Below are 25,404 nucleotides of genomic sequence, written 5' to 3' on the forward strand. Positions count from 1 at the left end.
GATACGACTTCTACATCACCACCCAGATTTATTGCTAACTCAGGCGCTTTCAAGCTCTAAATACCAAAGTCATCGAACCTTACTTGTTCTCGCGGAACGCCAAAGTCAGCAAGAGACTTTAACGTTGCTTTCAGCATTGGTGGAGGACCACACACGTAAACGTCCAATGTGTTTTTGTTTTCATCTGCCAACCATTTCATTGCGGTTTCGTGCACAAAGCCAGTGTGCCCGGCCCACTCATCTGATTTAGCAACCTCTGAAAGTACCGGTATATAATTTAACCGCTCATCTCTTTCGAACTCATCCCTATAACAGAGCTCTTTTTCATATCGTGCGCCGTAAAAAAAGATACAGCGACGAGGAGAGCCTGCTGCTAATTCACTTTGTATTAACGCTCTCAACGGTGCAATACCCGCGCCGCCCCCGATGAAGACTTGTGTATGAGAGTTTTGCTTTGCCAGTTGGAAGTCTCCAAATGGCCCAACGGCATCGACACGAGCGCCAGCTTCTAAATTACATAAGTAATTTGATCCCACCCCCGGCGGTACCCCTTCGCTTGGCGATGGCAGCTGCCTTATGTTAAACACAAATCGAGTCGGGTGAGGCCGCGTAGCAACAGAGTAATGTCGTGACAATATTTCGTTTAAGTGTGGAATACGAAACTGCATAAACTGCCCGGCTTCATAATTAACGGGCTCTGAACTCACAAAGGTAAGCTCCATAATGGATGGAGTCAGTTGACGCTTTGAATCGAGTGTTAAAGCTATATCACTAACCCCCTCATTATGTAACTTTACTTCATAATTTGGGGTAAGCGGATTAAATGGTTGATCTTACCTTTGCATGAGAGTGAGACAGACCGGCATCTCATCGGATTATCTGGTTGATGCTTCACCTACTGCTGGTGCATGTTTCCTTCGCTAATTCCAGCAAGAACCCCACACGCCTCAACTTCCCGGTCATCGTTGCAACTCGCTCTCAGTGAAACGAGTTGTTTCTCAAGCGCTTGCAGAGCGGTTATCTGCGACCGCACATGAGAGATGTGATCATCGAGCAAGGCGTTGACGGCGGTACAAGGCTGATGAGGGTCGTCCTGATAGCTCTGTAGTTCGTGAATCTCAGCCAGTGACAGGCCCAGGATTCTGCAGCGACGGATGAAGGCCAGCCCCTCACCATGCTTCTCGGTATAGACACGGTAACCGTTGTCCTGCCGATCAGGCGGCGGCAACAAGCCCTGCTGTTCATAGAAGCGGATCGTCTGTGTTTCGACCCCTACCAACTGCGCCAACTGACCAATGCGCATCAGCCTCCTCCCCAACGGATTCTTTACTCTATTGACCTTATAGTAGCTTTATAGTTTAAAATGGTACCACAACATTGTTCAAGTGGAGTCGTATCATGAGCAAATCCTGTGGTGGCGCCTGTGGCGGTGATGCAACGTCCGCAGCGGATACCGATATACAGGCCTCCTCCGAGGCGCCAGGGAGATGGGTCAGTGTTTATGCCGTGCCGAAGATGGACTGTCCATCAGAAGAACGAATGATTCGCCTAGCCCTGAACGGCTTTGAGGAGATTCGGGCGCTGTCCTTCGACTTGTCGAACCGCCGGCTGAAGGTCGTGCATGACGGCGAGGTCGAGCCCGTCACCTCGAAACTGAAGACCTTGGGGCTAGGCGCCTCGCTTCAGGAAACCGTCGCTGCAAATCCGGAGACCATCAAGGCCGCCGAGTTTTCGGCAGCTTCTGCTAAGCAAGAATCCGGGACCCTGCGCTGGTTGCTCGGCATCAATGCACTTCTGTTCGTGGTGGAAATGACTGCCGGTCTGATCGCCCGGTCCACCGGCCTGATTGGAGAATCCCTGGACAATTTTGCCGATGCGGCGGTGTACGGGCTTGCCCTTTATGCGGTTGGACATAGCGTGAAAATGCAGGTACGTGCCGCGCATCTTGCTGGTGTACTGCAACTGATCTTGGCTGTGGGCGTGCTCGTAGAGGTGGTGAGACGCTTTGTATTCGGTAGTGAGCCTGAATCGCTGGTGATGATGGCTATCGCATTCGTCGCATTGATTGCCAATACCAGTTGTCTGCTGCTCATATCCAAACATCGGGAAGGCGGGGCGCACATGAAGGCAAGCTGGATATTCTCGGCCAACGACGTGGTGATCAACCTGGGGGTCATCACCGCCGGCGCCCTGGTCGCGTGGACCGGTTCCAATTATCCGGATCTGATTATCGGCACCATCGCGGGGGGCATTGTACTTAACGGTGCCAGACGCATTTTGGCGTTGAAGGGTTAAATAATGCTCATTATTGGCAAAAAGCTCTCGCCGTATGCCCTATTGTCCATATCGGGCCTGCTGGCAGCGTCTGATCAGGCTGTAAAGTGGCTGGTGCAGCAATCAATGGCCTATGGCGAGTATGTTTCGGTGACCCCGTTCTTTAACTGGGTGCACCTATGGAACACCGGTGCCGCATTCAGTCTTTTTGCGAATGGTGGAGGCTGGCAGCGCTACTTTTTTATCGGAATCGCGGTAGTGGTCTCGATTCTTCTGATCAAGCTGATCCTTGAAAATCGTCATAAAGGAGAAGCCATCGCTTACAGTCTTATCCTCGGTGGCGCCATGGGCAACCTGATTGACCGGGTCTTTCGCGGCTATGTTGTGGATTCCTTTGATTTCTATTGGCGAGACTGGCATTGGCCGGCCTTCAACCTGGCTGATATTGCAATTGTCCTAGGTGCCTTACTTTTCGTTTCCAGCAGCTTGTTGGGTAAAAAAAGCAAACACCAATGCCGAGTCGGATGGATCTGACTGACACCTACGCCTATACAACACCATGACCGAACTTCCCGACAACATCCTTCACCTGCCGCAATACCAAGTACTGGGCTGCAAATCAACCGACGACGAAATGCACTTCCAGGTGGACGTGCCCGATCCCATCGCCTGCGAGGAATGCGGCGTGCAGGGTGAGTTCGTACGGTTCGGCAAGCGTGACGTTCCCTATCGTGATCTGCCCATCCACGGCAAGCGGGTCACTCTCTGGGTGGTCCGCCGCCGATACACCTGCCGGGCCTGCAAGACAACATTCAGGCCCCAGCTACCGGAGATGGTGGACGGATTCCGTATGACACTGCGGCTGCATGAGTACGTGGAGAAGGAATCCTTCAACCACCCCTACACCTTTGTGGCGGCACAGACCGGCCTGGACGAGAAGACGGTGCGCGACATCTTCAACGCCCGCGCCGAGTTCCTGGGGCGCTGGCGCCGCTTCGAGACGCCCCGCATCCTGGGCATTGACGAGCTATACCTGAACAAGCGCTACCGCTGCATTCTGACCAACATTGAGGAGCGAACCCTGCTCGACCTGCTGGCCACCCGCCGCCAGGACGTGGTGACCAACTACCTGATGGGGGCACCTCAGAAAACGGAAAATAAAGCACGCTAAGGCATAGCTGACCTTGCCAGGCCTGCTTCGCCCTGTAGTGACGCGATCAACGGGCAGGAAACATTTCCCTTTCGTGCATGGCAGGCGCACACGAGTTCAGACAGCACGGTTTCCATGCGCGCCAAGTCGGCCATCTTCTCGCGCACGTCCTTGAGCTTGTGTTCGGCCAGGCTGCTGGCCTCCTCGCAGTGGGTGCCAACGTCGAGCCGCAACAGCTCGGCAATCTCGTCCAGACTGAACCCCAGCCGCTGTGCCGATTTCACGAATTTCACCCGAACCACGTCCGCCTCCCCATAGCGGCGGATGCTGCCGTAAGGCTTGTCCGGTTCCGGCAACAGGCCCTTGCGCTGATAGAAGCGGATTGTCTCCACGTTGACCCCGGCCGCCTTGGCAAAAACGCCAATGGTCAGGTTTTCCAAATTATTTTCCATATCGCTTGACTCCGTACATGAGTACGGAAGTAAGGTTACGCTATCCAATCCAAATTCAAAAGGGCCAACGTATGTCTGAACCACAAAACGGGCGCGGTGCGCTCTTCGCCGGCGGGCTGGCCGCCATTCTTGCATCGACCTGCTGCCTGGGGCCGCTAGTACTGGTCGCCCTGGGCTTCTCCGGTGCTTGGATCGGCAACCTGACGGTGCTGGAACCCTATCGACCGTTGTTCATCGGCGCGGCGCTAGTGGCGCTGTTCTTCGCCTGGAAGCGGATTTACCGGCCCGTGCAGGCATGCAAGCCAGGTGAGGTCTGCGCGATTCCGCAGGTGCGCGCCACCTACAAGCTGATTTTCTGGATCGTGGCCGTGCTGGTCCTGGTCGCGCTTGGATTTCCCTATGTCGTTCCATTTTTCTATTAACCAGGAGTTCATCATGAAGAAACTGTTTGCCTCCCTTGCCCTCGCCGCCGCTGTTGCCCCGGTGTGGGCCGCTACCCAGACCGTCACGCTAGCGGTTCCCGGCATGACTTGCGCCGCCTGCCCGATCACAGTCAAGAAAGCGCTCTCCAAGGTCGAAGGCGTGAGCAAGGTCGATGTGGGCTTCGAGAAGCGCGAGGCCGTCGTCACTTTTGACGACACCAAGGCCAGCGTACAGAAGCTGACCAAGGCCACCGCAGACGCCGGCTATCCGTCCAGCGTCAAGCAGTGAGCCAGCAAGCCAACGACAAGAGCGAGAGCCGCTTCATGGGACTGATGACACGCATTGCCGATAAAACCGGCGCGCTCGGCAGCGTCGTTTCCGCGATGGGCTGCGCCGCCTGCTTTCCAGCCCTCGCCAGCTTCGGCGCGGCCATCGGGCTGGGCTTCTTGAGCCAGTAAGAGGGACTGTTCATCAGCCGCCTGCTGCCGCTGTTTGCCGCGCTGGCCTTCCTGGCGAACGCGCTGGGTTGGTTCAGTCATCGGCAATGGCTGCGCAGTCTGCTCGGCATGATCGGCCCGGCCATCGTGTTTGCGGCCACGGTCTGGCTGCTCGGCAACTGGTGGACGGCGAACCTGATGTACGTCGGCCTGGCCTTGATGATTGGGGTGTCGATCTGGGACTTCGTGTCGCCGGCGCATCGCCGTTGCGGACCGGACGGCTGCGAACTCCCCGCCAAGCGCTTGTGAAAGACGGCTGACCGTGCGACACGGCGGCCCACACGAATAAGGAACGATGGTATGAGCACTCTCAAAATCACCGGCATGACTTGCGACTCGTGCGCAGTGCATGTCAAGGACGCCCTGGAGAAAGTGCCCGGCGTGCAATCAGCGGATGTCTCCTACGCCAAGGGCAGCGCCAAGCTCGCCATTGAGGTCGGCACGTCACCCGACGCGCTGACGGCCGCTGTAGCTGGACTCGGTTATCGGGCCACGCTGGCCGATGCCCCCTCAGTTTCGACGCCGGGCGGATTGCTCGACAAGATGCGCGATCTGCTGGGCAGAAACGACAAGACGGGTAGCAGCGGCGCATTGCATATCGCCGTCATCGGCAGCGGCGGGGCCGCGATGGCAGCGGCGCTGAAGGCCGTCGAGCAAGGCGCACGTGTCACGCTGATCGAGCGCGGCACCATCGGCGGCACCTGCGTCAATGTCGGTTGTGTGCCGTCCAAGATCATGATCCGCGCCGCCCATATCGCCCATCTGCGCCGGGAAAGCCCGTTCGATGGCGGCATCGCCGCTACCACGCCGACCATCCAGCGCACGGCGCTGCTGGCCCAGCAGCAGGCCCGCGTCGATGAACTGCGCCACGCCAAGTACGAAGGCATCTTGGAGGGCAATCCGGCGATCACTGTGCTGCACGGCTCCGCCCGCTTTAAGGACAATCGCAACCTGATCGTGCAACTCAACGACGGCGGCGAGCGCGTGGTGGCATTCGACCGCTGCCTGATCGCCACCGGCGCGAGCCCGGCCGTGCCGCCGATTCCCGGCCTGAAAGACACTCCGTACTGGACTTCCACTGAAGCGCTGGTCAGCGAGACGATTCCTAAGCGCCTGGCCGTGATTGGCTCATCAGTGGTGGCGCTGGAGCTGGCGCAGGCGTTCGCCCGACTCGGAGCGAAGGTGACGATCCTGGCTCGCAGCACGCTGTTCTTCCGCGAAGACCCAGCTATAGGCGAAGCCGTCACGGCCGCATTCCGCATGGAGGGCATCGAGGTGAGGGAACACACCCAGGCCAGCCAGGTCGCGTATATCAATGGTGAAGGGGACGGCGAATTCGTGCTCACCACGGCGCACGGCGAACTGCGCGCCGACAAGCTGCTGGTCGCCACCGGCCGCGCGCCCAACACACGCAAGCTGGCACTGGATGCGACGGGCGTCACGCTCACCCCGCAAGGCGCTATCGTCATCGACCCCGGCATGCGTACAAGCGTGGAACACATCTACGCCGCAGGCGACTGCACCGACCAGCCGCAGTTCGTCTATGTGGCGGCAGCGGCCGGCACTCGCGCCGCGATCAACATGACCGGCGGTGACGCGGCCCTGAACCTGACCGCGATGCCGGCCGTGGTGTTCACCGACCCGCAAGTGGCGACCGTAGGCTACAGCGAGCCGGAAGCGCACCATGACGGCATCAAAACTGATAGTCGCACGCTAACGCTGGACAACGTGCCGCGCGCGCTCGCCAACTTCGACACGCGCGGCTTCATCAAACTGGTGGTTGAAGAAGGCAGCGGACGACTGATCGGCGTGCAGGCAGTGGCCCCGGAAGCGGGCGAACTGATCCAGACGGCCGCACTGGCGATTCGCAACCGGATGACGGTGCAGGAACTGGCCGACCAGTTGTTCCCCTACCTGACGATGGTCGAAGGGTTGAAGCTCGCGGCGCAGACCTTCAACAAGGATGTGAAGCAGCTTTCCTGCTGCGCCGGGTGAGGACAAGGAGGTGTGCGATGAGCGCCTACACGGTATCGCAACTGGCCCATAACGCTGGGGTGAGCGTACATATCGTGCGCGACTACCTGGTGCGCGGCTTGTTACGGCCGGTGGCCTGCACCACGGGCGGCTACGGCGTGTTCGACGATGCGGCCTTGCAACGGCTTAGCGTGCTTTATTTTCCGTTTTCTGAGACGACCCCCTGATGAAGCTGAAAGACCGGCAGAAGGTCGAGATCGTCAGCATGGACATGTGGAACCCCTACCGGGCAGCGGTCAAGGCTGTGCTGCCCCAGGCCCGTATCGTGGTCGATAAGTTCCATGTGGTGCGCATGGCCAACGATGCCCTAGAGAGAGTGCGCAAGGGCCTCAGAAAGGAGCTGAAACCGTCCCAGAGCCGGACTCTCAAGGGAGACCGGAAAATCCTGCTGAAACGCGCTCACGAAGTCTCAGACCGGGAGCGCCTCATCATGGAGACCTGGACAGGCGCGTTCCCGCAACTGCTGGCCGCCTACGAGCACAAGGAGCGCTTCTACGGCATCTGGGACGCCACCACACGGCTCCAGGCAGAAGCCGCCCTGGACGAGTGGATAGCCACCATCCCGAAGGGCCAAAAGGAAGTCTGGAGCGATTTGGTCAGGGCAGTGGGAAACTGGCGCGAAGAGACCATGACCTACTTCGAGACGGACATGCCCGTCACCAACGCTTACACGGAGTCCATCAACCGACTGGCCAAGGACAAGAACCGTGAAGGGCGCGGTTACTCCTTCGAGGTGATGCGGGCACGAATGCTCTACACCACGAAGCACAAGAAGAAGGCACCGACTGCGAAGGTCTCTCCTTTCTACAAGAAAACCATCGGTTACGGACTGCCGGACTTCGCAGAGGAACTCAACTACGGAGTCGATCTATCAACCATCTGAGGGTGGTATCAGATTGATGGGGTGAAGGTGCCCCATCAACCATTAAATCCGTATACCCAAAAAAACTAAAGTTGTATACAAAGCTCTTTAATAGCAGCGCTTGTAGAGCTTGTATATTCAACTTTTACCCCCTTAAATATCCTAACTCTTTTAAAATCAGCTCTTATAAACGGTTAAAAAGCCATCAAAAAAAGTTGTCCAGTTTTTCAAAATTTAAAATATATTTTCAATTTTTATGAATTTTTAATCTCACAATTAGAGATGCTAATCCTCCAGCGACTATAATGCGTATATAGATGTACCATTTTTAAGTAAGGAGACGTCACTATGAGTCAATCAACTCAAAAAGCCACGCTTTACAGAATGTCGACACCTGACCACCAATGCCCTTTTGGTTTAAAAACCAGGCACTTACTTAAAGCCAACGGTTACGATGTGGACGACAACCTACTGGAAAGCCGCGAGGAAACCGACATATTCAAGGAAAAACACAACGTCGATACCACTCCACAAGTGTTTATTGGTGATGAACGCATCGGTGGGTACGAAGAGGTTCGAGCCTTTCTTGGAAAACCTCTTCCTGACCCTGACGCAACCAGTTACCGACCCGTTATTGCATTATTTATTATGACAGCGCTCCTCTCCGTAGCCACGTCGTGGTTGTCTTTTGGTCGCGCATTTACCGGACAAACCATCGAGTGGTTCATCAGTTTCTCGATGGTGGTTCTGGCCTTGCTCAAACTCCAGGACGTAGAGAAATTCTCTACCATGTTTCTCAACTACGATCTTCTCGCCAAAAAATGGGTGCCTTATGGCCGTGTTTACCCCTACGCCGAAGGCTTGGCGGGTCTGTTAATGGCAGCGGAATTTGCTCATGTCATTTCCATCCCTATTGCGTTATTCATAGGCATCGTGGGTTCTGTCTCCGTTTTTAAAGCCGTTTATGTCGACAAACGTGAGCTAAAATGTGCCTGTGTCGGTGGCTCAAGTAATGTGCCGTTAGGCTTCATTTCGCTCACTGAAAACCTCATGATGGTCGCTATGGCTATCTGGATGTTTTTTACAATGAACTAGAAAAGGAGCGCTATGCGCTCTTTTTCTTAACGCTTTTTACGTAAATACAAAATCTCACCAGCGGCAATCAATGCCATACCGATAAGAGACGCCCAAATAACCAGCGGATCGCTTGTCCATTTCACCCATATAAAAGCGGCTAAAACGATGACATCTAGCGCGATTGCGCTGACAAGTATGTAAATATTGGCATTCACTTTTTGTCTAAGATGTCTCAATACCCCCCAGTGGATCGCAATGTCCATAACGATATAAAAAATAGCACCAAGCGAAGCGATTCGGTTCAAATCGAAAAAAGCAGCTAAGACCATAGCCATCACGATAGTGTAAACCAGTGTGTGCTTCTGAATGGAACCTGGCATCCCAAAATGACTGTGTGGCACAAGTTTCATATTAGTCAACATAGCCAACATTCTCGAGACGGCAAACGCGCTCGCGATCACACCGGATACCGTTGCGACAATTGCAAAAGCGACCGTCACCCAAAGTCCAGTCTCGCCATAGACGGGTCTGGCAGCTTCAGCAAGCGCATAATCTTTCGCTTTCACAATCTCATCTATGGACAGGCTCGAGCCAACCGCCAGAGTGACCAGAACATATATTAACGCGCAGATAATCAACGAAATAATAATGGCACGCCCGACATTTTTCTTGGGCTCAACAATTTCACCGCCACTATTGGTTATTGTTGTAAACCCTTTGTACGCAAGTATGCTTAAAGCAATCCCCGCTAAAATACCGCCGCCGGTAGCTTCTTCTGGAATAGCCGATATCGATTCAAACTGAATGCCTGAGGCCCACAAACCACCAGCCGCTAAAATCACCAATCCTAAAGCCTTAACAAAGGCCATAAAAAACGAGAACGTTTGAATAAACTGATTACTCAAAATATTGATAAAAAACGCAAAGACCAGCAAACCAACCGCCAACAACGGGACAAGCCACTGCGCTTCAAAAGAAATTAATTGGCTGGTATAGGACGCAAATGTCCGAGCGACTAAACTTTCATTAATCACCATAGAAAAGTACATCAAGAGTGCGAATATTGCCGTCACACTTCCTTTCCCATAGGCTTTACTGAGGAACATCGCAATGCCCCCCGCTGACGGGTATGCTTTGGCCAGTTTCACATACGAATAGGCGCTGAAACCGGCAATGATACCGCCGCACACAAACGCCAGTACAAACCACTCTCTTGCTAGCTGAGCAACTTGTCCTGTCAGTGCAAAAATACCAGCGCCAATCATGACACCAGTCCCCAGCGACACCGCCCCCCAAAGACTAAGGCTTCCTTTCTGATAACCCTGATGTCCGTGTTCGTGATCGTGTTCCGCCATAATCAGCTCCTGTGGTTGACGTTAGTTGGACCAGTGAATCCGGATAATTTTCCAGCCAGACTCCGGGGTATGTGAAACGGTTACAGTTTCATTCATCGTTAAATCAATCTCACGCCCGTTGTACGCCCCGGAAATACTATATCGAGAAGTGATCACAGCAAGGCTAGCCACTTCATATCGTGTTCTTTCAATCAGCTTGGAAGGAACCGCCTGGCTAAATTTGATATCTGACTTAAGATGATGAGCACTGTATTCAGCCAGGGACCGTTCAACGCCACCACCTTCAAAGATAAGCACATCATCGGAAAGCACGTCTTTAACGACCTCCGTGTCACCTTCAGTTAAAGCAGTTCGAAATGCATCAAGCACAGCGGTCGGCTCAGATAGTTTTTCGGCGCTACTGGGCGCTGAAATAAACATTACCGAAACCATAAAAACACTCACAAGTAATTTCATTCTTCTTATTCCTTACATTAACCGGGGGAAAACGCGCTGCTTAGCGCAGAGGCCAGGGTAAAAATAGTGACAGCCAATACCATTTCCGCCGTTATGGAGTTTTTGAGTCGCTTGGCGGCCGCGTTATCATTTAATTGCGGTACGAACTTTAATTTATGCAATGCGGCAACAAGGAGAATCAGCGCCACAAACACAAGTTTCGCTAGTAGTACCGTGTCATACGACGTAAGCGGCAGCTCTGGCATCCATCGCCCTGTTGCACTACGATACATAACCAAGCCCGCAATAAGGAGTATTGGAACCGCTGCAGACATATGCACACCAAAACGCTCCATAATGGCTTTCGCTTTAGCAAGCGGTACCGACGTTGCCAGCTTTCGCAATGAGTTAAGACTGCCGAACCAAACCCAAGCGACTAACAAGTGTGTTAAAAGCGCTAGCTTTCCCCACCAGACGGCGTCACTGCCGTGACCAATACTTAAAAAGCTCCATCCCATGAGTCCAATGGCGACAACATATAGCACCCACTTTATACGTTTTAGCTTAACAACGGAGTAAACAATCCAAGCAATAGCAACCGCTATCTGAAGTTGGATGAACAACCCAACAGGGCCGGTCCATATAAACTGCATGTAGGTCGTGTCAATCATGCCGGCAAAGCCTTCAGCAGCAAAACTACCGACTTTCAGAAAAAAATACAGAAGGCTTGCCAGTAATAGAAGCCACGCAACAAGGCTATTCTTTCGTTCAGACTGCTTTTTTAAACCGGACAAATAAACGATATAAGGCGAGGCGGTCATCACCGCGTTAAGCCAGAATATAAAGGCCAACGTTAAAACGCTGGCCACACTCCAAAGGGTCATCATTTCACCTCAAAGCTAAAATCACCCGATATTTTATGACTGTCCCCACCCATTGCCGTCCAATAAACCGTATAACCACCTGACGCCAAATTGTTTTTAACAGCAATTTCGTACGCTGCTTTGGGAGTCATGCTCATCGAAAAGTCCAGCGGATGCATTTTACCGTCATCTGAGTGCAGCATAATTTTAGCCAGACGAACATCACCGGAAAAATTCATCGTAATTTCCGTAGGTGACTCGGACAAAGTAGCACCGTCCTCCGGGCTACTGGATGTTAGGCCGACGTGAGCGCTGGCCCATGCACTAAAAAATAACGCGGTACCGAAGGCTAATTTAAGTACGTTTTTCATGTTGTTTCCTCTTTGTTTTATTATCAATTAAAACCAAACTCTGGCCCCAAGGACCACGCCTGTTTCTGTGGTGTCTTCACCCATTCGTTTCATTTCATCTGCCGTATTTCCTAACGCCCCGTTCCAATACACACCAATGTAAGGGGCAAATTCACGACTTATTTCATGGCGATATCGCAACCCCACGCGCAAGTTGCTCAAGCCACTTTGCCGTTCATATTTGTCTGAGTCTGTCAGGTTGGCTGTTAACTCAATGCGAGGTTGTAAGTACGAGGTTTGTGTTAACTGCCACTCGTACTCGGTTTCGCTAACAAATTGGACCTCGCCTTCTTCATTCACCATCAGCGAGTTATCCATTTCGAACCAATAGGGCGCCAACCCCATAAAACTCACGACAGCATAATTTTCCATAGACGCGTCCGACGATAAGGTACCTCGCGTACCAATACCGGCCTGAAACGACCAAAACGGAGACACCAAGTATCCATACAGCAGTTCGGCACTTTCCAAGTCAGTGGGCTCACCGTCGTCTTGAACATTCTCCCCTTCACTCTTGAAAACAGCTCGGTGATAGTCACCGCCATACCAAGCCATCATGTCCCAGACGGCTAGGTTCTCTTCCTCGTTGGTTCGCGTTAACTCCAACCGATCGAACAGTACTTGCCCGGTGTAATATTCTTTGACGGGTTCAGGCCAGTCCTCTTTCGCATGTCCGGCGACTGCTAAACCTGGCAACAACGCCGCACCCACTAATAATGATTTACCGTACATAATTGTCCTCCTTATGCGACATTGACCACACGGAACATACCCGCTTTCATGTGATACAACAGGTGACAGTGGAACGCCCAACTACCCGGCGCGTCTGCCGTTATCAATAACGACACTTTTTCGCTCGGCTTCAGGCTAATCGTATGTTTGCGTGGGCGTGGATACTGTCCGTTTTCAAGTTCCATCCACATACCGTGTAGGTGTATGGGGTGGTCCATCATCGTATCGTTTACCATCACCAACCTCAGTCGTTCTCCATGATGAAACTGAACCGGGCCATCCACTTCGGTAAACTTCTTCCCGTCAAAAGACCACATGTAACGCTCCATATTACCCGTTAAGTGCAGCTCTATCTGTCGTTCGGGCTCCCGCGTATCCGGCCATTCATGCGCGCCGACCAAGTCGGTATACACTAAGACTTTATGATCAACGTCTTCCAATCCAATCCCGGGTTCATGCAAACGGCTTACCGGGTTTGTAGCAATCATAGCCGCCCCGGCACCATGTCCGGACTCACGGTGTTTGATTTTAATGTTTTCGACCGGGAGCTCTTTTTTATGTGTCATTTTATGCGTCATATGGCTGTTATTGCCGCCCATATGCTTCATATTCATGCTATTGCCTTTCATATCACCGGACATCGCCATCGCTCCCATGCCCATAGCGGCCATGCCTCGCTCAGGAACTTGCCGTAGTTCAGGCACTTCAGCCTCAAGACCAAGTTCCGGCGTTAATGTACCTCTGACATAACCACTTCGATCAAAGCTCTCAGCATAAATAGTGTAAGGCTTGTTTTGCTTAGGCTGGACAATTACATCGTAAGTTTCCGCCACACCAATGCGGAACTCGTCAACTGACACTGGTTTCACCGGTTGCCCGTCAGCGGCCACTACCGTCATTTCCAACCCAGGGATCCTCACATCGAAAAAACTCATTGCTGAACCGTTAATGATACGAAGGCGTACTTTTTCACCAGGCTTAAACAATGCTGACCAGTTCATCTGTGAATCGCGGCCATTCATCAGGTAGGTATAAGTACTGCCCGTCACATCCGCAATATCACGGGGGCTCATTCGCATTTGCCCCCACATTTCTCGTTGCTTCCAGGTTTTCTCTAACCCTTGCTGTCGCACGTCCTCGAAGGTCTCAAATATCGTACGTTTTTGATAGTTATAGTACCCCTCCGCAACTTTCAAGTTACGAAACACGGTATCCGGATCTTCGAATGTCCAGTCGCTGAGAATAATGGTATGTTCTCGATCAGCACCAATGTCTCCGTCTTTCGGTTCAATCACTAACGGCCCCAGGTGTCCCAATTGCTCCTGCAAACCGGAATGGCTGTGATACCAATACGTTCCGTTTTGCTCGACATCGTAGCGGTATTTGAACGTTCGTCCTGGCTTTATCCCTTCGAAAGATACGCCAGGCACGCCATCCATATTCTCCGGCAATATAATTCCGTGCCAGTGAATTGACGTGTCTTCCGACAACCGGTTAGTCACATTTAGCTTTGCTCGCTGCCCTTCTTTTAAACGAATCAAAGGGCCCGGCATTTGGCCATTGATGGTTATTGGTGTTCCTACTTTATTTCCCACGAGCAGTGGGGACTTTGCAATGGTGAGATCAATCTCATCGTTTGTCAGGATCTGATCTTTAAAACTGCGTCCCTGAGGAGCAGCCCAAGTTGGGGCTACTTTGGCGATTGCTAAAGCAGACGCCACAGTGAATGCAGATTTAATAAACTTTCGACGCCCTTTGTTAAACTCATTGCTCATTATGACGCTCCTCTTTTGAGGTTAAATTTTGATAACGTTGAACGTCCTGTTCCTTATCAGACGGCTCATCAGAAACCGATGATTTAAACCCTTTAATCGCACTACCAAGATCGGAGCCCAGGGTTCGTAGCTTTTTACTACCAAAAAGAAGAATGACAATAACCAGTAAAACTCCTAACTGAACCATACTCATGCCGCCAAATCCCATAGCTAAAGCCCTCCATTTGAGAGTGCTTGCTGCTGCTCTAAACTTGCTATCTGCTTATAAGGTGTAATTGAACCGTCCCCTTTGATTTCATAGACCGTATACGGTTGAAACCGAGTACCCATTTCCATACCAACAGACCCTACCGGCATGCCAGGAACAGTTAATCCAATGCCATTGGCTGACTTTTTCCCAGCTAAATAATGAGAAACCAATGTAGGAGGAACGTGCCCCTCAAAGACATAGCCATTACTAGAAATAGCGGTATGACAGGATTGGACCTCGGCACTAATACCGGAGTCACGTTTTCGTTGGGTCAGGTTGTTCGGATGTTGTACGGACACACTAAAGCTATCGGGTAAAGCTTGTAACCACTTTTCACAGCAACCGCAGTTGGGATCTTTTAGAACGGTTAGTTGCTGCTCTTCTACATCGGTTGCAGATACAGATACGGAAAACAGCATCGCCAAAACAGCGATATTGCGTTTGATAGACATAATTATTCACCGATTAATAAGTTTTAAGGAAACACGCCGAGCGTGTGTTAAATTTCTAGTAACTTATTAAGCGGTAATTATTGGGGGACGGAATAAATTAGACGCGTGTTTAGCACGAATGGAGGTGTCAACGGGCGCATCGACTTTGGCAGAGAGGTTAACTGCAGCGGCATTAACCGAAGAAGACTGTCCGACAAATAAAACCGAGCCGCCGGAGCAATGCCGAATGGTCATGTCAGCACAGCACGAGTTGTGCTTTTGCGTCTCATGCTCGCAATCGTTTGTGTCGGCTTCGTACATCATGCTGTGCTGCATTTGGCTGTTATCATGACATGCGTGAGCTTCTGCCGTTTGCGAAAACGACATCGACACCAATAGCACTGTCATTAATAACAGAATTCGAATTAGCACGAGCACCCTGCTTTTTGCAATTTAATAAACTTCAGTCTAACGTCATTTTAACGCATGTCAAATAAGGAGCAGATAATGATGAATCACGAAATGTTCGCAGGTATGGGCTTTCTATGGATGTTGGTAGTGGGTCTTATTTTTGTTATTCCAGCTTGGCGCATATGCCAACGTATTGGTTACCCGGGCCCTCTAGGACTCTTAATTTTAGTCCCTTTTGCTAATATTGTGCTGTTTTATTTCATCGCATTTGGACCTTGGAAAAAAGCATGAAGAACATTTAAAACGTACAGCTCCTTTAGCAAAAACTTTCACTAAGGCCCCGCACGAAGTGCAGGGCCTTTTTGTTTTTGTAATGAATCACATTCTTACTTATGTCTATTTAGCAAGAAATAGCCCGCCGGCACTATCACCATATTAAGCACCGTCGAAGAAATAAGACCCCAAAGGATAACTATCGCCATAGGGGCCTGGATTTCACTGCCTGGCTCACCAAGCCCTAATGATAATGGAATGAGCGCTAATGCCGTTGCCAGCGCCGTCATCAAAATAGGTACTAACCGTTCTTCTGATGCTTGCTTAATGGCATCCGTTAATTCGACACCTTTAGCCATAAGCTGCTTGATGTAGTCCACTAAAATAACGCCATTTCGCGTGGCTATACCAAACAGTGTGATAAAACCGATAATGACAGCAATGTTGATAACACCACCAGCAAAGTAAATGCCAGCGACACCACCAATCAGCGCTAACGGCAGGTTTAACATCACCAGAAACGCTTCTTTAGCCGAGTTAAACGCCGTGAGTAGCAACAAATAAATGCCAATAATTACGCCAATACCTAGCAGCATTAGCCGTGTGTTAGCGCTCTCGGCACTCTCAAACTGTCCACCAAACTCAATATAGTAACCCGTGGGCAGGTCGATACTCTGCGCTATCCGTTGCTCAATATCGTCAACCACACCAATAAGGTCGCGACCACTCACGTTTGCCATGACCACCAGGTTACGCTGCACATTTTCACGGGTAATGGTGTTAGCACCGCGCGTCTTATTGATATCTGCGATGGCTGAGAACGGAATAACCGCGCCATTCGGGGCCTTAATCATGGTATTTTTTAACGACTCAATATCTTCGCGATACCGATAAGGGTAGCGTACCACCAGGTCAAAGGTCGCCTGCTCTTCAAGAATGCGACTGGCCGATGTTCCGGCAAACGCCGTTTCCAACGCATGCGATGCCTGCTCGATACTCATCCCATACTGCGCTAACTGAGCCCGCTTGAAATCAAAGGTAATAAACGGAATTTCCGCTTGCTGATCCATCGCTACGTCAACGGCTCCCGGAACTTCTTTGACCAAGCTTTCGATTTGGGCGCCCAGCTGACGCAGTTTGTACAGCTCATTGCCAAATAACTTAATGGCGATGTTTGCTCTCGTGCCTGACAGCATATGGTCTATACGATGCGATATGGGTTGCCCGATAATGACGTTAACCCCGGTAAGAAAGAAAAACTCTTGGCGTAGGCTCTCGAGCAGCGCCTCTTTAGAGCGGGACTGCATACTGAGCTTAACGTCGATCTCCGATGCAAACACTTGCTGTGCGTGTGGGTCTCGTTCAGCACGTCCGGTACGGCGTGTCGTCGCAACCACTTCGGGCTCGTCCAGTAAGATCCGCTCTACACGTTCACCGATAGCATCGGACTTTTCTAATGAGGTTCCTGGTACCGTAACCACACTGACCGTTAAGCTGCCCTCATTAAACTCCGGCAAAAAACCGCGCCCAAATTGGAACACCGCTACTAACGCAATCAGCAACAGCACGCCCGCTGACGATAGCAAAAGTTTTGGCCGTTGCAGTGAGCCATTGAGAATGGGTCGATAGCTTGCCTTAAGCGCGCTAATAAAGCGCGTATCGTGCGATGCCAGTAAACTCTTACTGCCGCTCAAACCATAGTAACTGAGTACCGGCGTAATCGTGATCGCGACCAGTAGAGACGCAAGAATAGAAACAATATAGGCAACGCCTAACGGTTGCAGCAAACGCCCTTCAACGCCTTGTAAAAAGAACAGCGGTAAAAAAACCAAAACAATGATAAAGGTCGCAAACACAATCGAGCTTTCTATTTCTCGTGTTGCGCCAGCGATCACTTTTAATTTAGACAGTTGCTCCGCAGCCGGCTTCGCCAAATTTTCACGGAGTCGCTTAACCACGTTTTCAACCACAATAATGGCGTCATCAACAAGCGCACCTAAGGCAATCGTCATACCGCCTAAGGTCATTGTATTTAGAGAGCCTCCGAAGTGGCGAATGGTTAAGACAGCAACCAATAACGACAGCGGAATTGCCACTAAGGCAATACCGGTTGCTCGGGCACTGAAGAGGAAAATAAACATAATGGCAACGACTAAAATCGCACCGTCTCTAAGCGCGCTGTTTAGGTTGCCAATGGATGTTTCAATAAAGTCAGACTGACGGAACGTATCTGTCTGTAGCGTCATGCCCTCTGGCAGACTTTGGTTGATATCATTAATGACGCGATCTAAGTCGTCCGTTAATTCTAGCGTATTGGTGTTCGGTTGCTTTTGAATACCCAACACCACACCCGAGCGACCATTAAAAGCCGCAGTCCCACGACGTAAGGCAGGCCCAACTTCAACGTTGGCAATATCCTGCACTAACACCGGAATACCACCGCGATTAACGATCACAGTTTGTTCGATATCGCTTTGCGACTCTATGCGTCCCATGCCCTGGATGAGAAACTCCTGCTGGTTCTGTTTTACAAAGCCAGCCGATGACGTCATGTTGGAGCCTTCTAAAGCTTTGGTCACATCATCAAGCGATAAATCATTAGCAATGAGTGCATCCGGTTTCGCGACAACTTGGTATTGCTTAACTTGCCCCCCGGTCGAAATCACTTCAGCAACGCCAGGCACAGCCAGCAACCGCCGTCTAATGGTGTAATCAGCCGTTGTTTTTAGCTCTATCTCCGAATGCGCCTCTGAGGTCAGTGCTAAAAACATAATTTCGCCCATAATAGAGGACACCGGTGCCATCTGCGGTGCTCCCACGTCCGCGGGTAACTCATTCTGTAATGTTTGCAGACGCTCCGACACCATCTGACGAGCCAAATAAACATCGGTTTCCCAGTCAAACTCAACGGTAACAACACTAATACCAATGCCACTATTAGAGCGAACCCGACGTACCCCCGAGGCGCCGTTCATCGCGGACTCAATCGGAAAGGTAATGAGTTTTTCAACGTCTTCCGGCGGCATACCGTGAGCTTCTGTCACAATAGTGACCGATGGCGCGGTTAAGTCAGGAAATACATCGACGGGCGCTTTAATGGTGCTGTAACCACCCCAGACCAAAAGCACTAATGCCAACGCAATAACAATCAGCCTATTATGGAGCGACCACTGAATAATTCGATCAATCATAAAAATCCTTAATGTGCGTGGCCGTGGCCGATTTCTTCACCACCGAGAGCCGCTAAACGAACATCATAAGCGCCGATGCTTACTACTCGCTCACCCGCTTTCAAGCCTCGAGTCACTTCAATGTTCTCGCCATCCTGGATACCCAGCGTGACCTCCCGGCGCTCGAACGTTTCTCCGCCTGTATGCACAAATACAACGTCCTTACCTTCTTGTCTGATGACTGCACTCACGGGAATCGCAATCGCCGCTTTATTCGCCGACGTAAACGCCTTGGCCGCAAACGTCTGACCAATCATGGGCTGCCATGTGTCAGCAGCGAACCCCAGGGTTACGGAATAAGTTCTTGAAGCGGGCTGAACCATCAAGGAGCGTGCAGCAACTATCGAGTTTTTCTCATCTAACCGAACCATTTTCTCATCGGTATCTAGCCATGCACCTGAAATGGCTTGCACGTGCTGACTAAAACGCTCTGGAATAGACAGTTCTAACCAGCGTTGTTCGTTGGCCGCAAGCTCTGTCAGCACTTGCTGTTCGTCGACATACATACCGCTGGCTAGCGGACTGCTTAAAATTTTGCCACTAATCGGGCTTTTTATCGCAATACCGCCTTCCGTCTCACCCAATTGACCTTGCTGAATACGCGCTTGGGTGGCGTTAACTCGGCTACTCAGTTGCTGTTGTTTAGCTTTGGCTGTTTGCAGACGAGTTTCAGGTATCGCTCCATTGTCAACTAACTGCTGTAAGCGCTGAACTTCTTGCTCAGCCAAGGCCAGCTCTGATTGATATTCATCAAGCTCTAATTGCAACGAAATAATGTCTTGAGAGCTCTGCGCCCGGGGAACTAACAGCCCCAGTGTATCGCCGCGCTCAACCGAGTGACCTGCCGTAACTGAGGCATCCGGGAAAAAATAACCGGCCTGAGGAGCGCGGATCGTCGCCTGTTTGTTCGCCGGTGCTTTTACTGTGGCAAACGCAGGCACTGATTCGCTGAGGGATAACTGTTGCGCCTTAGTAGTCGCGAACGGTTGCTGCCACTGCTGTTCTTTTAAATAGGTGATATCACCAGCAACCTCTGGTTGCGAGACTTGTGCGTGTTCGTTTGCCTCAAAAACCCTGACTTCCCCGAGCTCATGGGTACTACTGAACTGATCATTCTCTAAGCGAATACTCAGTTGGTAACGTCCGGCATCACGCGGCGTGACAACAGGGGTAAATAAACCGTCTCGTGTCGGCTGTTTAACCCGGAAGCCAGCTTCCAATTTTCCATTTTGCCGAAGCTCGACATAAACGGCGCCCTCTGTAACCGGAGTAAAGTCACTAAGGTTGGTTAAATGAGCAAGAAAACGAGAGCTCTCGCCCTGTTGCAATGCCGGGAACTCTACGAAAAGCTCAGTATGCTCTGTGTAATCGGTATACACTAAACTTGTCGCTTCTTCGTGCGCATGACCATGCGACTCAGTTTCAGTTTGGCCACACCCCGCTAGCAATACGGCGATAAAAATACTTGCTAAAAGCTGATGAAGTCGCATGTTCATATCCTTGGTTCTCTAATTAGTGGTGGCCGTGCTCTTCACCGTCTTCATGGGTGTGAGTGTCTTCTTCTTTTTTACTGGCTTCTTCGGTCGAGTTCTTTGGTTCAGCTTGTTCATCACCGTAGTAAGCTTCTGTTTCCGGTTGCTCTTCGGCATGTTCATGAGTGCCCTCTCCATGTTCATGCTGCTCTTCGCTCATATGGGCACCATCTTCATCGTGCGGGTGTCCGTGGTCATCCCCGGAGCAAGCTGTTATTGCTACCGCTGCTGCGGCCATTGCCAGTAGTTTCAAGAGTGTGTTCATTGGTTAATCTCCGTTGTTTGATTGAGTAATGATTGCAAGGCGATCCAGTCTTGTCTGATCGCCAGTTTTGCCGACAGCACTTGTTCACTAAGCGCCATCTGCGTCTGTTGAATGTCAATTAATTCAGTCACACTGATCTCGCCCAACCAGTAGGCTTCAGTGGCACTATCAAGCATTTTACTGACACTTTCTTGTTGTGCTTTATTCAGGCCTTTGATGCCTGCTTTTAAGCGTTGCTTAATGCTTGCGAACGTTTGCCATACACGCCGTCGGGTCTGCTCTTGTTCTATTTCCAGTGCCGATGTCAGGCTGGCATAGTGGCGCGAATGATATTGACCGCGTTCAAACAGCGGCAGCTCAATGGCTAAGGATGCAGCCGCCTCTGACTGGTTGCCGGCATTCGTATCCAACTGTCGAACGCCCACACTGAGCGCAACTTCTGGCAGTGCCATTGCATCTGCGCCTGCACGTTGCGCATCTAAGCCTTTCAACAACGATTCAAGCACCTTTAATTCCAATGTATCCTGCGGTGGTGACAGTTGACTTAACCGACTAACCGTTAAGTCATTCGGCAACAGGGAAGCGTCAATATTGCTAAGCGTTAAACCGGTGTATGCGGTCAAAGATTTACTGGTAGAAATCACTTTTTGTTCAAGTGTGCTCAGTTGCAGCACAGCTGATGACAACGCCTGGTTCAGACGGAAATGGTCTAAGGCCGATTGTTCGTTTAACTGTAATTGTTGGTTGCTCAAATCAACCAGCTTTTCTAACTGTTTGACCCACTGCTGCGCCGAAGCGTAGTGGTCTCGTAACATGACCAACCGATAAAAAAGACGCTTAACTTCAACCAGCTCATCACGCACCTCTGCCGCTAGCCGTAATTGCTCGACCAATGCTTTGTGGTTCGCTGCTTGTTGCCGGCTGTCTCTTGCTCCCCATGCGTCGAAGGACTGCGTCAACCAAATAGCCAATTCATTTTCTTCGCTACCGTCAGCATATGTCATCGGCTCATAGCTAACTTCCAGTTCCGGGTTACGCAGCAATGCCGCTCCCTCTCTTTCGGCCTGAATGGCTTGTGTCTCGGCATCCAACCACTGCTCTATACGTTGTTGCTTCATATAGGCGGTCACAATATCTTGTTCGGTCGTGCCAGAGCTCTGTGCAACCGCGCCGGGCGCGACCGTGCCACACAACAACGCACTGATAACGAGTTGTTTTATCATTAAGTAATCCATCCAATTAAGGTCTCAAGCGCGTGGTGCTCAGCGGTTAAAAATATGGTGATGCTCAGTGTTAATACTGCCACCCATTGATAAGCTCTCTTAGCGCTAAACAAGTCACGTTCATTTAAGTTTGCTAACGCAGTGATTCGCTGCTCGATATCACCGCCAGCGCTGTTTAAGCCAGCCTCATGGTTTTTAATCGGCAACATGCGCAATAACGCATCGGCCACAGCGGCTCGGCCAAACCGACCAGCTAACTGCCTGTCGACTTTTTGCTCCCGATAAAGCACCCATTGATTCATTAAATACGTTTTTGTGCTGCGGCTGTAAAAGCTTAGGAGACACTCGATAAAGAGCATTTTAATCAGGTCACGATTGCGAACATGCTGTATTTCGTGCGCCACAATAATCCGTAAGGTTTGTCGCGATAAACGCTTTTTCAGCATGTGAGTTAGGTAAATACGAGGCTGTCTTATACCCGCTACAAAAGCCATTTCCCGATCACTGTCTAACCAATTGATGCGGCCTGTTTGGAACTGACTCACTGACCGGTTAACTCGAGCGTACTTCAACGTGCTTTTTGCCAGAGTGGCTAACTTAACCGCTATATAGAGTATGAGTAAGGATGCACCAACTACCGCCAGAAAAGACAACTGACCGGCCGGCAAATGTTCAAAACAAAGGTGAGGGTGATTTAATCCATGCACCAGGCAATGATCCACAATGAGCCCGGTGCCTTTTCCAAGAAAGGTCAAGCTAAGCGCCAATAAAATAGCTGTGGCGAGTAACACAGGTCCTGTTGTTAGAGTCACTAACAACGGTGTCGGCAAGGCCGTTTTATTGCGGCGTCTATATCGCCACACCTGACCCTCAACTATTGCCAATGACACGAAAAATACGATGGCGATTAAAAATAACGAGGAAAAAAGCAGCTCAATCATCAGGCGCTTCCTCATTTTTTATTTGCTCGACAACCGCTTTTAAGTGTTGCCACTTCGCGTCGCTTACCCCTTCTTGTTGCTCAACAAAAGCGGCCAATGTCATTGACGGATCGCTTTCAAACTCGCTAACCATATTAGTCAGCAGCTGGGCGGTAAATGCTTCACGGGATAGTTTAGGCTGGTAAACGTAGGCATGACCTTCTTTATGCCGCGTTAGTATCGACTTCCGGTATAAACGCTCTAGCGTCGACTGCACTGTGTTCTGCGACACATTTCTCGCTGGCTTTACTTGGGTATAGAAGGTTTTCACCGTCCCTGAGCCAAGCTGCCACGCCATTTTCAATACAAAAGTCTCCAGGTCACCCAGTTTCATTCGTCTACTCAACGCTAATTACTGATGGCAAATTAGCCTACAGATATAAAAACCGAGCGTCAATCGGTTTTATACAAATACGTGCTTCTGAGTTATGGTAGGCAGTATTGGTAATAACTTTCTCGGCTGGTTGCTAGAGCGCAGATTTTAGTAACACGTTAAGTTACACGGCGATTTTAATTCTAAAAATAATATATAATAAACAACTTCTTAAGTGACTTATTCGATTCCGCCTCCGGCACCACTATTCTGAAGAAGCCCTGCTAGCAATAGCGGGGCTTTTTTGTTGGTTCAAACCGACACGAGTGTCGGTGCTGTTGCACGATGCGTTCGATTCCGCCTCCGGGCACCACTATTCTGAAGAAGCCCTGCTAGCAATAGCGGGGCTTTTTTGTTGGTTCAAACCGACACGAGTGTCGGTGCTGTTGCACAATGCATTCTATTTGAGGATATACTGTCCTTTTCCATCTATTCATAACTGTTTTTATGTTAAAACGTATTTACGAGCACATTAAAATCCCCTTGCTGATTGTCCTGGTGCTGTTGCCTTCGGTGCTGTTAGCGCTCGGTATGTATTGGCTGGTCAGTGAGCTTTTACTGGGGGACGACGACTTCTGGAGCTGGTCCACGATGGGGTGGACGACGTTAATTTTCTTCGGCTTCTGGTTGCTTGTGGCACTGTTCAACAGCGACAAGATATTGTTTGGCGCAAAGCGTTAATTCATTGTTGCGAACGATTCTCATTTGTACTATTGTTGGGTCATCGTCAACCATCAGTAGGGTTTTACTATGTCATGCGCTATCGTCGAGAATCATCGCTTTCATCAAATGTTCCATGCGGCTTCCGGCAAATTGCAGCAAGGGCAACTTGATAATGCCCTCCGGCTGTTAACGAAAGCGCGCGCATCGGCTCTTGCGGCCAGTGACGATGAGGTGCTCGGCGCCAATGCACAGCAAAATTACGTCACTGCCAGCCTCATCATCATGGGTGTGCAATTTCGCCTGCAACACCATGCTGATACGCTGAGTACCTACCATGCTCTGTTTAAACAACTGGCGCATTGGCTGGAACAAGACGACTCGGACGACAATCTAAAGCGTTTGCGGGGATTTCAGGCGTTAGCCGAAAAAGCTTGCCGGCATTTACATCTGGAACGTTTTCGCGAGGAGACAAGGTATGCGTCCTCAACAAAATAACCGTGTCCGCCTGGAAATTGAATCAAGCCAGTTGATGCGGCTGATGCAACAACGGCAGTTGGTTGCCAGCGACATTCGCTGCTGCGACAGCGAGAGTCGCTGTGTATTAAAACAGTTGTTATTAAAATGCTCGGCAAACAGCCTTAATGAACAACTGAAGTGACGGGCAATGACTGATGGACTCTGATACTACCGGCAAACGCTCGCTCCAGGTTTTCGACAATGAACGTACGATGGTCGGCACCGGTCACAACGACCAGAGTACCGCCGCTGCGCGCATTCATGACGCGGACGATGTTTTCCGCTATCTTTTCATCACGTCGCTGGTTAAAGTCCAATATTGCCTGGTAACGAGTTTTGCCGAGCCACAGTTGTTGTTGCTGATCAATGGCACGTGTCAGTTGCCCATAGCGTCCGTCCATCAGACTTTCGACCGTCGCGCTCTGCAACAACGCTTGCTGCTGTGATTGCAGTTCATCTAATTTCGGCGGTCGTCGCGCCATTAGGGCTTGCTCTTTATCCAACTCCCGCTCAAGTTTTTTAACCGTTAGCGTCTGCCAATAGTTTTTGGGGATCGGTTGTCCGGTAATCGCATCACCGAGCCAATCAAAACCAAACACTCGACCCGAAAAACGTTGCGCCAACTCGACCATTTCGAGCGGATAATTGGCGTTTAGGTAGCGAGTGTCCTCACCGATATCTTCGGGTCGGATCTCAACCCCCACAAAGTCGGGGTCCAACCGCTCAACCACCTTATAAAGATGGTCGTAATTAAAGCTTGGGTGGTCTTTATGGTAGCCGTGCATTGCGCTGATGACATAGACATCCCAGCTTTTCGCCAGCACCGTTGGCACCAGCAATACCAGTATGGTAAGTGACAGTAACACCTTGCGCATAAGCACCTCTTGTAGGCAAAACGACGTTATAACCAAGCATCAT

General features: G+C 50.8%; 28 protein-coding genes and 5 pseudogenes. 14 read left to right on the top strand and 19 right to left on the bottom strand.

The features are described from left to right. Positions 1 to 56 precede the first annotated feature (56 nt). Together C5610_RS10375 and cadR are read right to left on the bottom strand one after the other, a co-directional pair. Complete coding sequence (locus tag C5610_RS10375) at positions 57 to 707, bottom strand: FAD-binding oxidoreductase (protein WP_241967841.1); 651 nt, start codon at positions 705 to 707, stop codon at positions 57 to 59. Between the two features lie 188 nt (positions 708 to 895). Next, entirely contained in the window at positions 896 to 1,303 is a 408-nt protein-coding gene (cadR, locus tag C5610_RS10380) for a Cd(II)/Pb(II)-responsive transcriptional regulator (protein WP_004364961.1), read from the bottom strand. Between the two features lie 95 nt (positions 1,304 to 1,398). Here cadR and C5610_RS10385 point away from each other — a divergent pair, with 95 nt between their 5' ends. The 3 genes and pseudogenes from C5610_RS10385 to C5610_RS10395 form a co-directional block, all read left to right on the top strand. Further along, positions 1,399 to 2,295 carry a cation transporter gene (locus tag C5610_RS10385; protein ID WP_004364974.1) on the top strand — a complete coding sequence of 299 codons (897 nt, stop codon included), beginning with the start codon at positions 1,399 to 1,401 and terminating at the stop codon, positions 2,293 to 2,295. 3 nt (positions 2,296 to 2,298) lie between these two features. Further along, a pseudogene (gene lspA / locus C5610_RS10390) lies at positions 2,299 to 2,812 on the top strand (signal peptidase II). A 21-nt stretch (positions 2,813 to 2,833) separates the two neighbouring features. Then, a pseudogene (locus tag C5610_RS10395) lies at positions 2,834 to 3,409 on the top strand (ISL3-like element ISPpu12 family transposase); the annotation flags it as partial. Between the two features lie 32 nt (positions 3,410 to 3,441). Here the strand turns inward: C5610_RS10395 and merR are convergent. Continuing rightward, positions 3,442 to 3,876, bottom strand: coding sequence for an Hg(II)-responsive transcriptional regulator (gene merR, locus C5610_RS10400; protein ID WP_105307091.1), 435 nt, complete (start codon positions 3,874 to 3,876; stop codon positions 3,442 to 3,444). Between the two features lie 71 nt (positions 3,877 to 3,947). On the opposite strand from merR, the gene C5610_RS10405 reads away from it, so the two are divergent. From C5610_RS10405 to C5610_RS10440, 7 genes and pseudogenes are all read left to right on the top strand, one after another. Beyond that, entirely contained in the window at positions 3,948 to 4,298 is a 351-nt protein-coding gene (locus tag C5610_RS10405; RefSeq protein ID WP_001294663.1) for a mercuric transport protein MerT, read from the top strand. Positions 4,299 to 4,311: 13 nt separating this feature from the next. Further along, the gene (merP, locus tag C5610_RS10410) at positions 4,312 to 4,587 is read left to right on the top strand and encodes a mercury resistance system periplasmic binding protein MerP (RefSeq protein ID WP_000732292.1); all 276 of its coding nucleotides are present in this window, start codon (positions 4,312 to 4,314) and stop codon (positions 4,585 to 4,587) included. A 35-nt stretch (positions 4,588 to 4,622) separates the two neighbouring features. Then, positions 4,623 to 5,045 (top strand): annotated as a pseudogene (gene merC / locus C5610_RS10415) (organomercurial transporter MerC). A 51-nt stretch (positions 5,046 to 5,096) separates the two neighbouring features. Beyond that, positions 5,097 to 6,791 carry a mercury(II) reductase gene (gene merA / locus C5610_RS10420; RefSeq protein ID WP_105307092.1) on the top strand — a complete coding sequence of 565 codons (1,695 nt, stop codon included), beginning with the start codon at positions 5,097 to 5,099 and terminating at the stop codon, positions 6,789 to 6,791. Positions 6,792 to 6,808: 17 nt separating this feature from the next. Then, positions 6,809 to 6,958: pseudogene (locus C5610_RS10425) on the top strand (MerR family transcriptional regulator); the annotation flags it as partial. Between the two features lie 35 nt (positions 6,959 to 6,993). Then, positions 6,994 to 7,713, top strand: a pseudogene (locus C5610_RS10430) (ISL3-like element ISPpu12 family transposase); the annotation flags it as partial. Positions 7,714 to 8,040: 327 nt separating this feature from the next. Further along, positions 8,041 to 8,787 carry a MauE/DoxX family redox-associated membrane protein gene (locus C5610_RS10440; protein WP_008489767.1) on the top strand — a complete coding sequence of 249 codons (747 nt, stop codon included), beginning with the start codon at positions 8,041 to 8,043 and terminating at the stop codon, positions 8,785 to 8,787. Positions 8,788 to 8,813: 26 nt separating this feature from the next. On the opposite strand, the gene C5610_RS10445 is transcribed toward C5610_RS10440, so the two are convergent. The 9 genes from C5610_RS10445 to C5610_RS10485 form a co-directional block, all read right to left on the bottom strand. After that, positions 8,814 to 10,124 carry an APC family permease gene (locus C5610_RS10445; RefSeq protein WP_105307093.1) on the bottom strand — a complete coding sequence of 437 codons (1,311 nt, stop codon included), beginning with the start codon at positions 10,122 to 10,124 and terminating at the stop codon, positions 8,814 to 8,816. Positions 10,125 to 10,145: 21 nt separating this feature from the next. Continuing rightward, positions 10,146 to 10,580, bottom strand: a complete 435-nt coding sequence (locus C5610_RS10450; protein WP_008489764.1) for a YybH family protein — start codon at positions 10,578 to 10,580, stop codon at positions 10,146 to 10,148. A 17-nt stretch (positions 10,581 to 10,597) separates the two neighbouring features. Beyond that, a complete protein-coding gene (locus tag C5610_RS10455; protein ID WP_262339865.1) occupies positions 10,598 to 11,446 on the bottom strand; it encodes a copper resistance D family protein in 849 nt (282 codons plus the stop codon). Then, positions 11,443 to 11,793, bottom strand: a complete 351-nt coding sequence (locus tag C5610_RS10460) for a copper resistance protein CopC (protein ID WP_006956248.1) — start codon at positions 11,791 to 11,793, stop codon at positions 11,443 to 11,445. Before C5610_RS10460 ends, C5610_RS10455 begins: the two co-directional genes overlap by 4 nt. A 27-nt stretch (positions 11,794 to 11,820) precedes the next feature. Further along, the gene (locus C5610_RS10465; protein WP_105307094.1) at positions 11,821 to 12,564 is read right to left on the bottom strand and encodes a copper resistance protein B; all 744 of its coding nucleotides are present in this window, start codon (positions 12,562 to 12,564) and stop codon (positions 11,821 to 11,823) included. An 11-nt stretch (positions 12,565 to 12,575) separates the two neighbouring features. Then, positions 12,576 to 14,339, bottom strand: a complete 1,764-nt coding sequence (locus tag C5610_RS10470; RefSeq protein ID WP_105307095.1) for a copper resistance system multicopper oxidase — start codon at positions 14,337 to 14,339, stop codon at positions 12,576 to 12,578. After that, on the bottom strand, positions 14,329 to 14,547 hold the full coding sequence (gene tatA, locus C5610_RS10475; RefSeq protein ID WP_053954069.1) for a twin-arginine translocase TatA/TatE family subunit: 219 nt from the start codon (positions 14,545 to 14,547) through the stop codon (positions 14,329 to 14,331). Before tatA ends, C5610_RS10470 begins: the two co-directional genes overlap by 11 nt. Before the next feature lie 2 nt (positions 14,548 to 14,549). After that, the gene (locus C5610_RS10480) at positions 14,550 to 15,041 is read right to left on the bottom strand and encodes a DUF411 domain-containing protein (protein ID WP_105307096.1); all 492 of its coding nucleotides are present in this window, start codon (positions 15,039 to 15,041) and stop codon (positions 14,550 to 14,552) included. Positions 15,042 to 15,107: 66 nt separating this feature from the next. Further along, on the bottom strand, positions 15,108 to 15,452 hold the full coding sequence (locus tag C5610_RS10485; RefSeq protein WP_011234488.1) for a hypothetical protein: 345 nt from the start codon (positions 15,450 to 15,452) through the stop codon (positions 15,108 to 15,110). A gap of 75 nt (positions 15,453 to 15,527) precedes the next feature. Between C5610_RS10485 and C5610_RS10490 the strand changes: the two genes are divergently transcribed. Then, a complete protein-coding gene (locus tag C5610_RS10490; RefSeq protein ID WP_105307794.1) occupies positions 15,528 to 15,722 on the top strand; it encodes a hypothetical protein in 195 nt (64 codons plus the stop codon). A gap of 95 nt (positions 15,723 to 15,817) precedes the next feature. Here C5610_RS10490 and C5610_RS10495 read toward each other — a convergent pair whose 3' ends face one another. Genes C5610_RS10495 through C5610_RS10520 form a run of 6 tightly spaced genes read right to left on the bottom strand, consistent with a single transcriptional unit; the run spans position 15,818 to position 23,268 of the window. After that, on the bottom strand, positions 15,818 to 18,895 hold the full coding sequence (locus C5610_RS10495; RefSeq protein ID WP_105307097.1) for an efflux RND transporter permease subunit: 3,078 nt from the start codon (positions 18,893 to 18,895) through the stop codon (positions 15,818 to 15,820). Between the two features lie 8 nt (positions 18,896 to 18,903). Then, positions 18,904 to 20,424, bottom strand: coding sequence for an efflux RND transporter periplasmic adaptor subunit (locus C5610_RS10500; RefSeq protein WP_158682682.1), 1,521 nt, complete (start codon positions 20,422 to 20,424; stop codon positions 18,904 to 18,906). A gap of 22 nt (positions 20,425 to 20,446) precedes the next feature. Further along, entirely contained in the window at positions 20,447 to 20,731 is a 285-nt protein-coding gene (locus C5610_RS10505) for a hypothetical protein (protein ID WP_105307099.1), read from the bottom strand. Next, positions 20,728 to 21,954, bottom strand: a complete 1,227-nt coding sequence (locus C5610_RS10510; protein WP_158682683.1) for a TolC family protein — start codon at positions 21,952 to 21,954, stop codon at positions 20,728 to 20,730. The genes C5610_RS10505 and C5610_RS10510 overlap by 4 nt, the downstream gene beginning before the upstream one ends. Further along, on the bottom strand, positions 21,954 to 22,895 hold the full coding sequence (locus C5610_RS10515) for a M48 family metalloprotease (protein WP_158682684.1): 942 nt from the start codon (positions 22,893 to 22,895) through the stop codon (positions 21,954 to 21,956). Before C5610_RS10515 ends, C5610_RS10510 begins: the two co-directional genes overlap by 1 nt. Further along, positions 22,888 to 23,268 carry a BlaI/MecI/CopY family transcriptional regulator gene (locus C5610_RS10520; RefSeq protein WP_105307102.1) on the bottom strand — a complete coding sequence of 127 codons (381 nt, stop codon included), beginning with the start codon at positions 23,266 to 23,268 and terminating at the stop codon, positions 22,888 to 22,890. Before C5610_RS10520 ends, C5610_RS10515 begins: the two co-directional genes overlap by 8 nt. Before the next feature lie 486 nt (positions 23,269 to 23,754). On the opposite strand from C5610_RS10520, the gene C5610_RS10525 reads away from it, so the two are divergent. From C5610_RS10525 to C5610_RS10535, 3 genes are all read left to right on the top strand, one after another. Further along, entirely contained in the window at positions 23,755 to 23,988 is a 234-nt protein-coding gene (locus tag C5610_RS10525; protein ID WP_105307103.1) for a hypothetical protein, read from the top strand. Positions 23,989 to 24,057: 69 nt separating this feature from the next. Next, positions 24,058 to 24,465 (top strand): hypothetical protein, encoded by a 408-nt coding sequence (locus tag C5610_RS10530; RefSeq protein ID WP_158682685.1) that lies wholly within the window; start codon positions 24,058 to 24,060, stop codon positions 24,463 to 24,465. Further along, the gene (locus C5610_RS10535) at positions 24,446 to 24,628 is read left to right on the top strand and encodes a hypothetical protein (RefSeq protein ID WP_105307105.1); all 183 of its coding nucleotides are present in this window, start codon (positions 24,446 to 24,448) and stop codon (positions 24,626 to 24,628) included. The genes C5610_RS10530 and C5610_RS10535 overlap by 20 nt, the downstream gene beginning before the upstream one ends. Here C5610_RS10535 and C5610_RS10540 read toward each other — a convergent pair. Beyond that, complete coding sequence (locus C5610_RS10540) at positions 24,609 to 25,361, bottom strand: hypothetical protein (RefSeq protein ID WP_105307106.1); 753 nt, start codon at positions 25,359 to 25,361, stop codon at positions 24,609 to 24,611. The two genes, C5610_RS10535 and C5610_RS10540, sit on opposite strands and share 20 nt — an antisense overlap. Positions 25,362 to 25,404 lie beyond the last annotated feature (43 nt).

It is taken from the genome of Idiomarina sp. OT37-5b (genome assembly GCF_002968395.1).
GTDB lineage: Bacteria > Pseudomonadota > Gammaproteobacteria > Enterobacterales > Alteromonadaceae > Idiomarina > Idiomarina aquatica.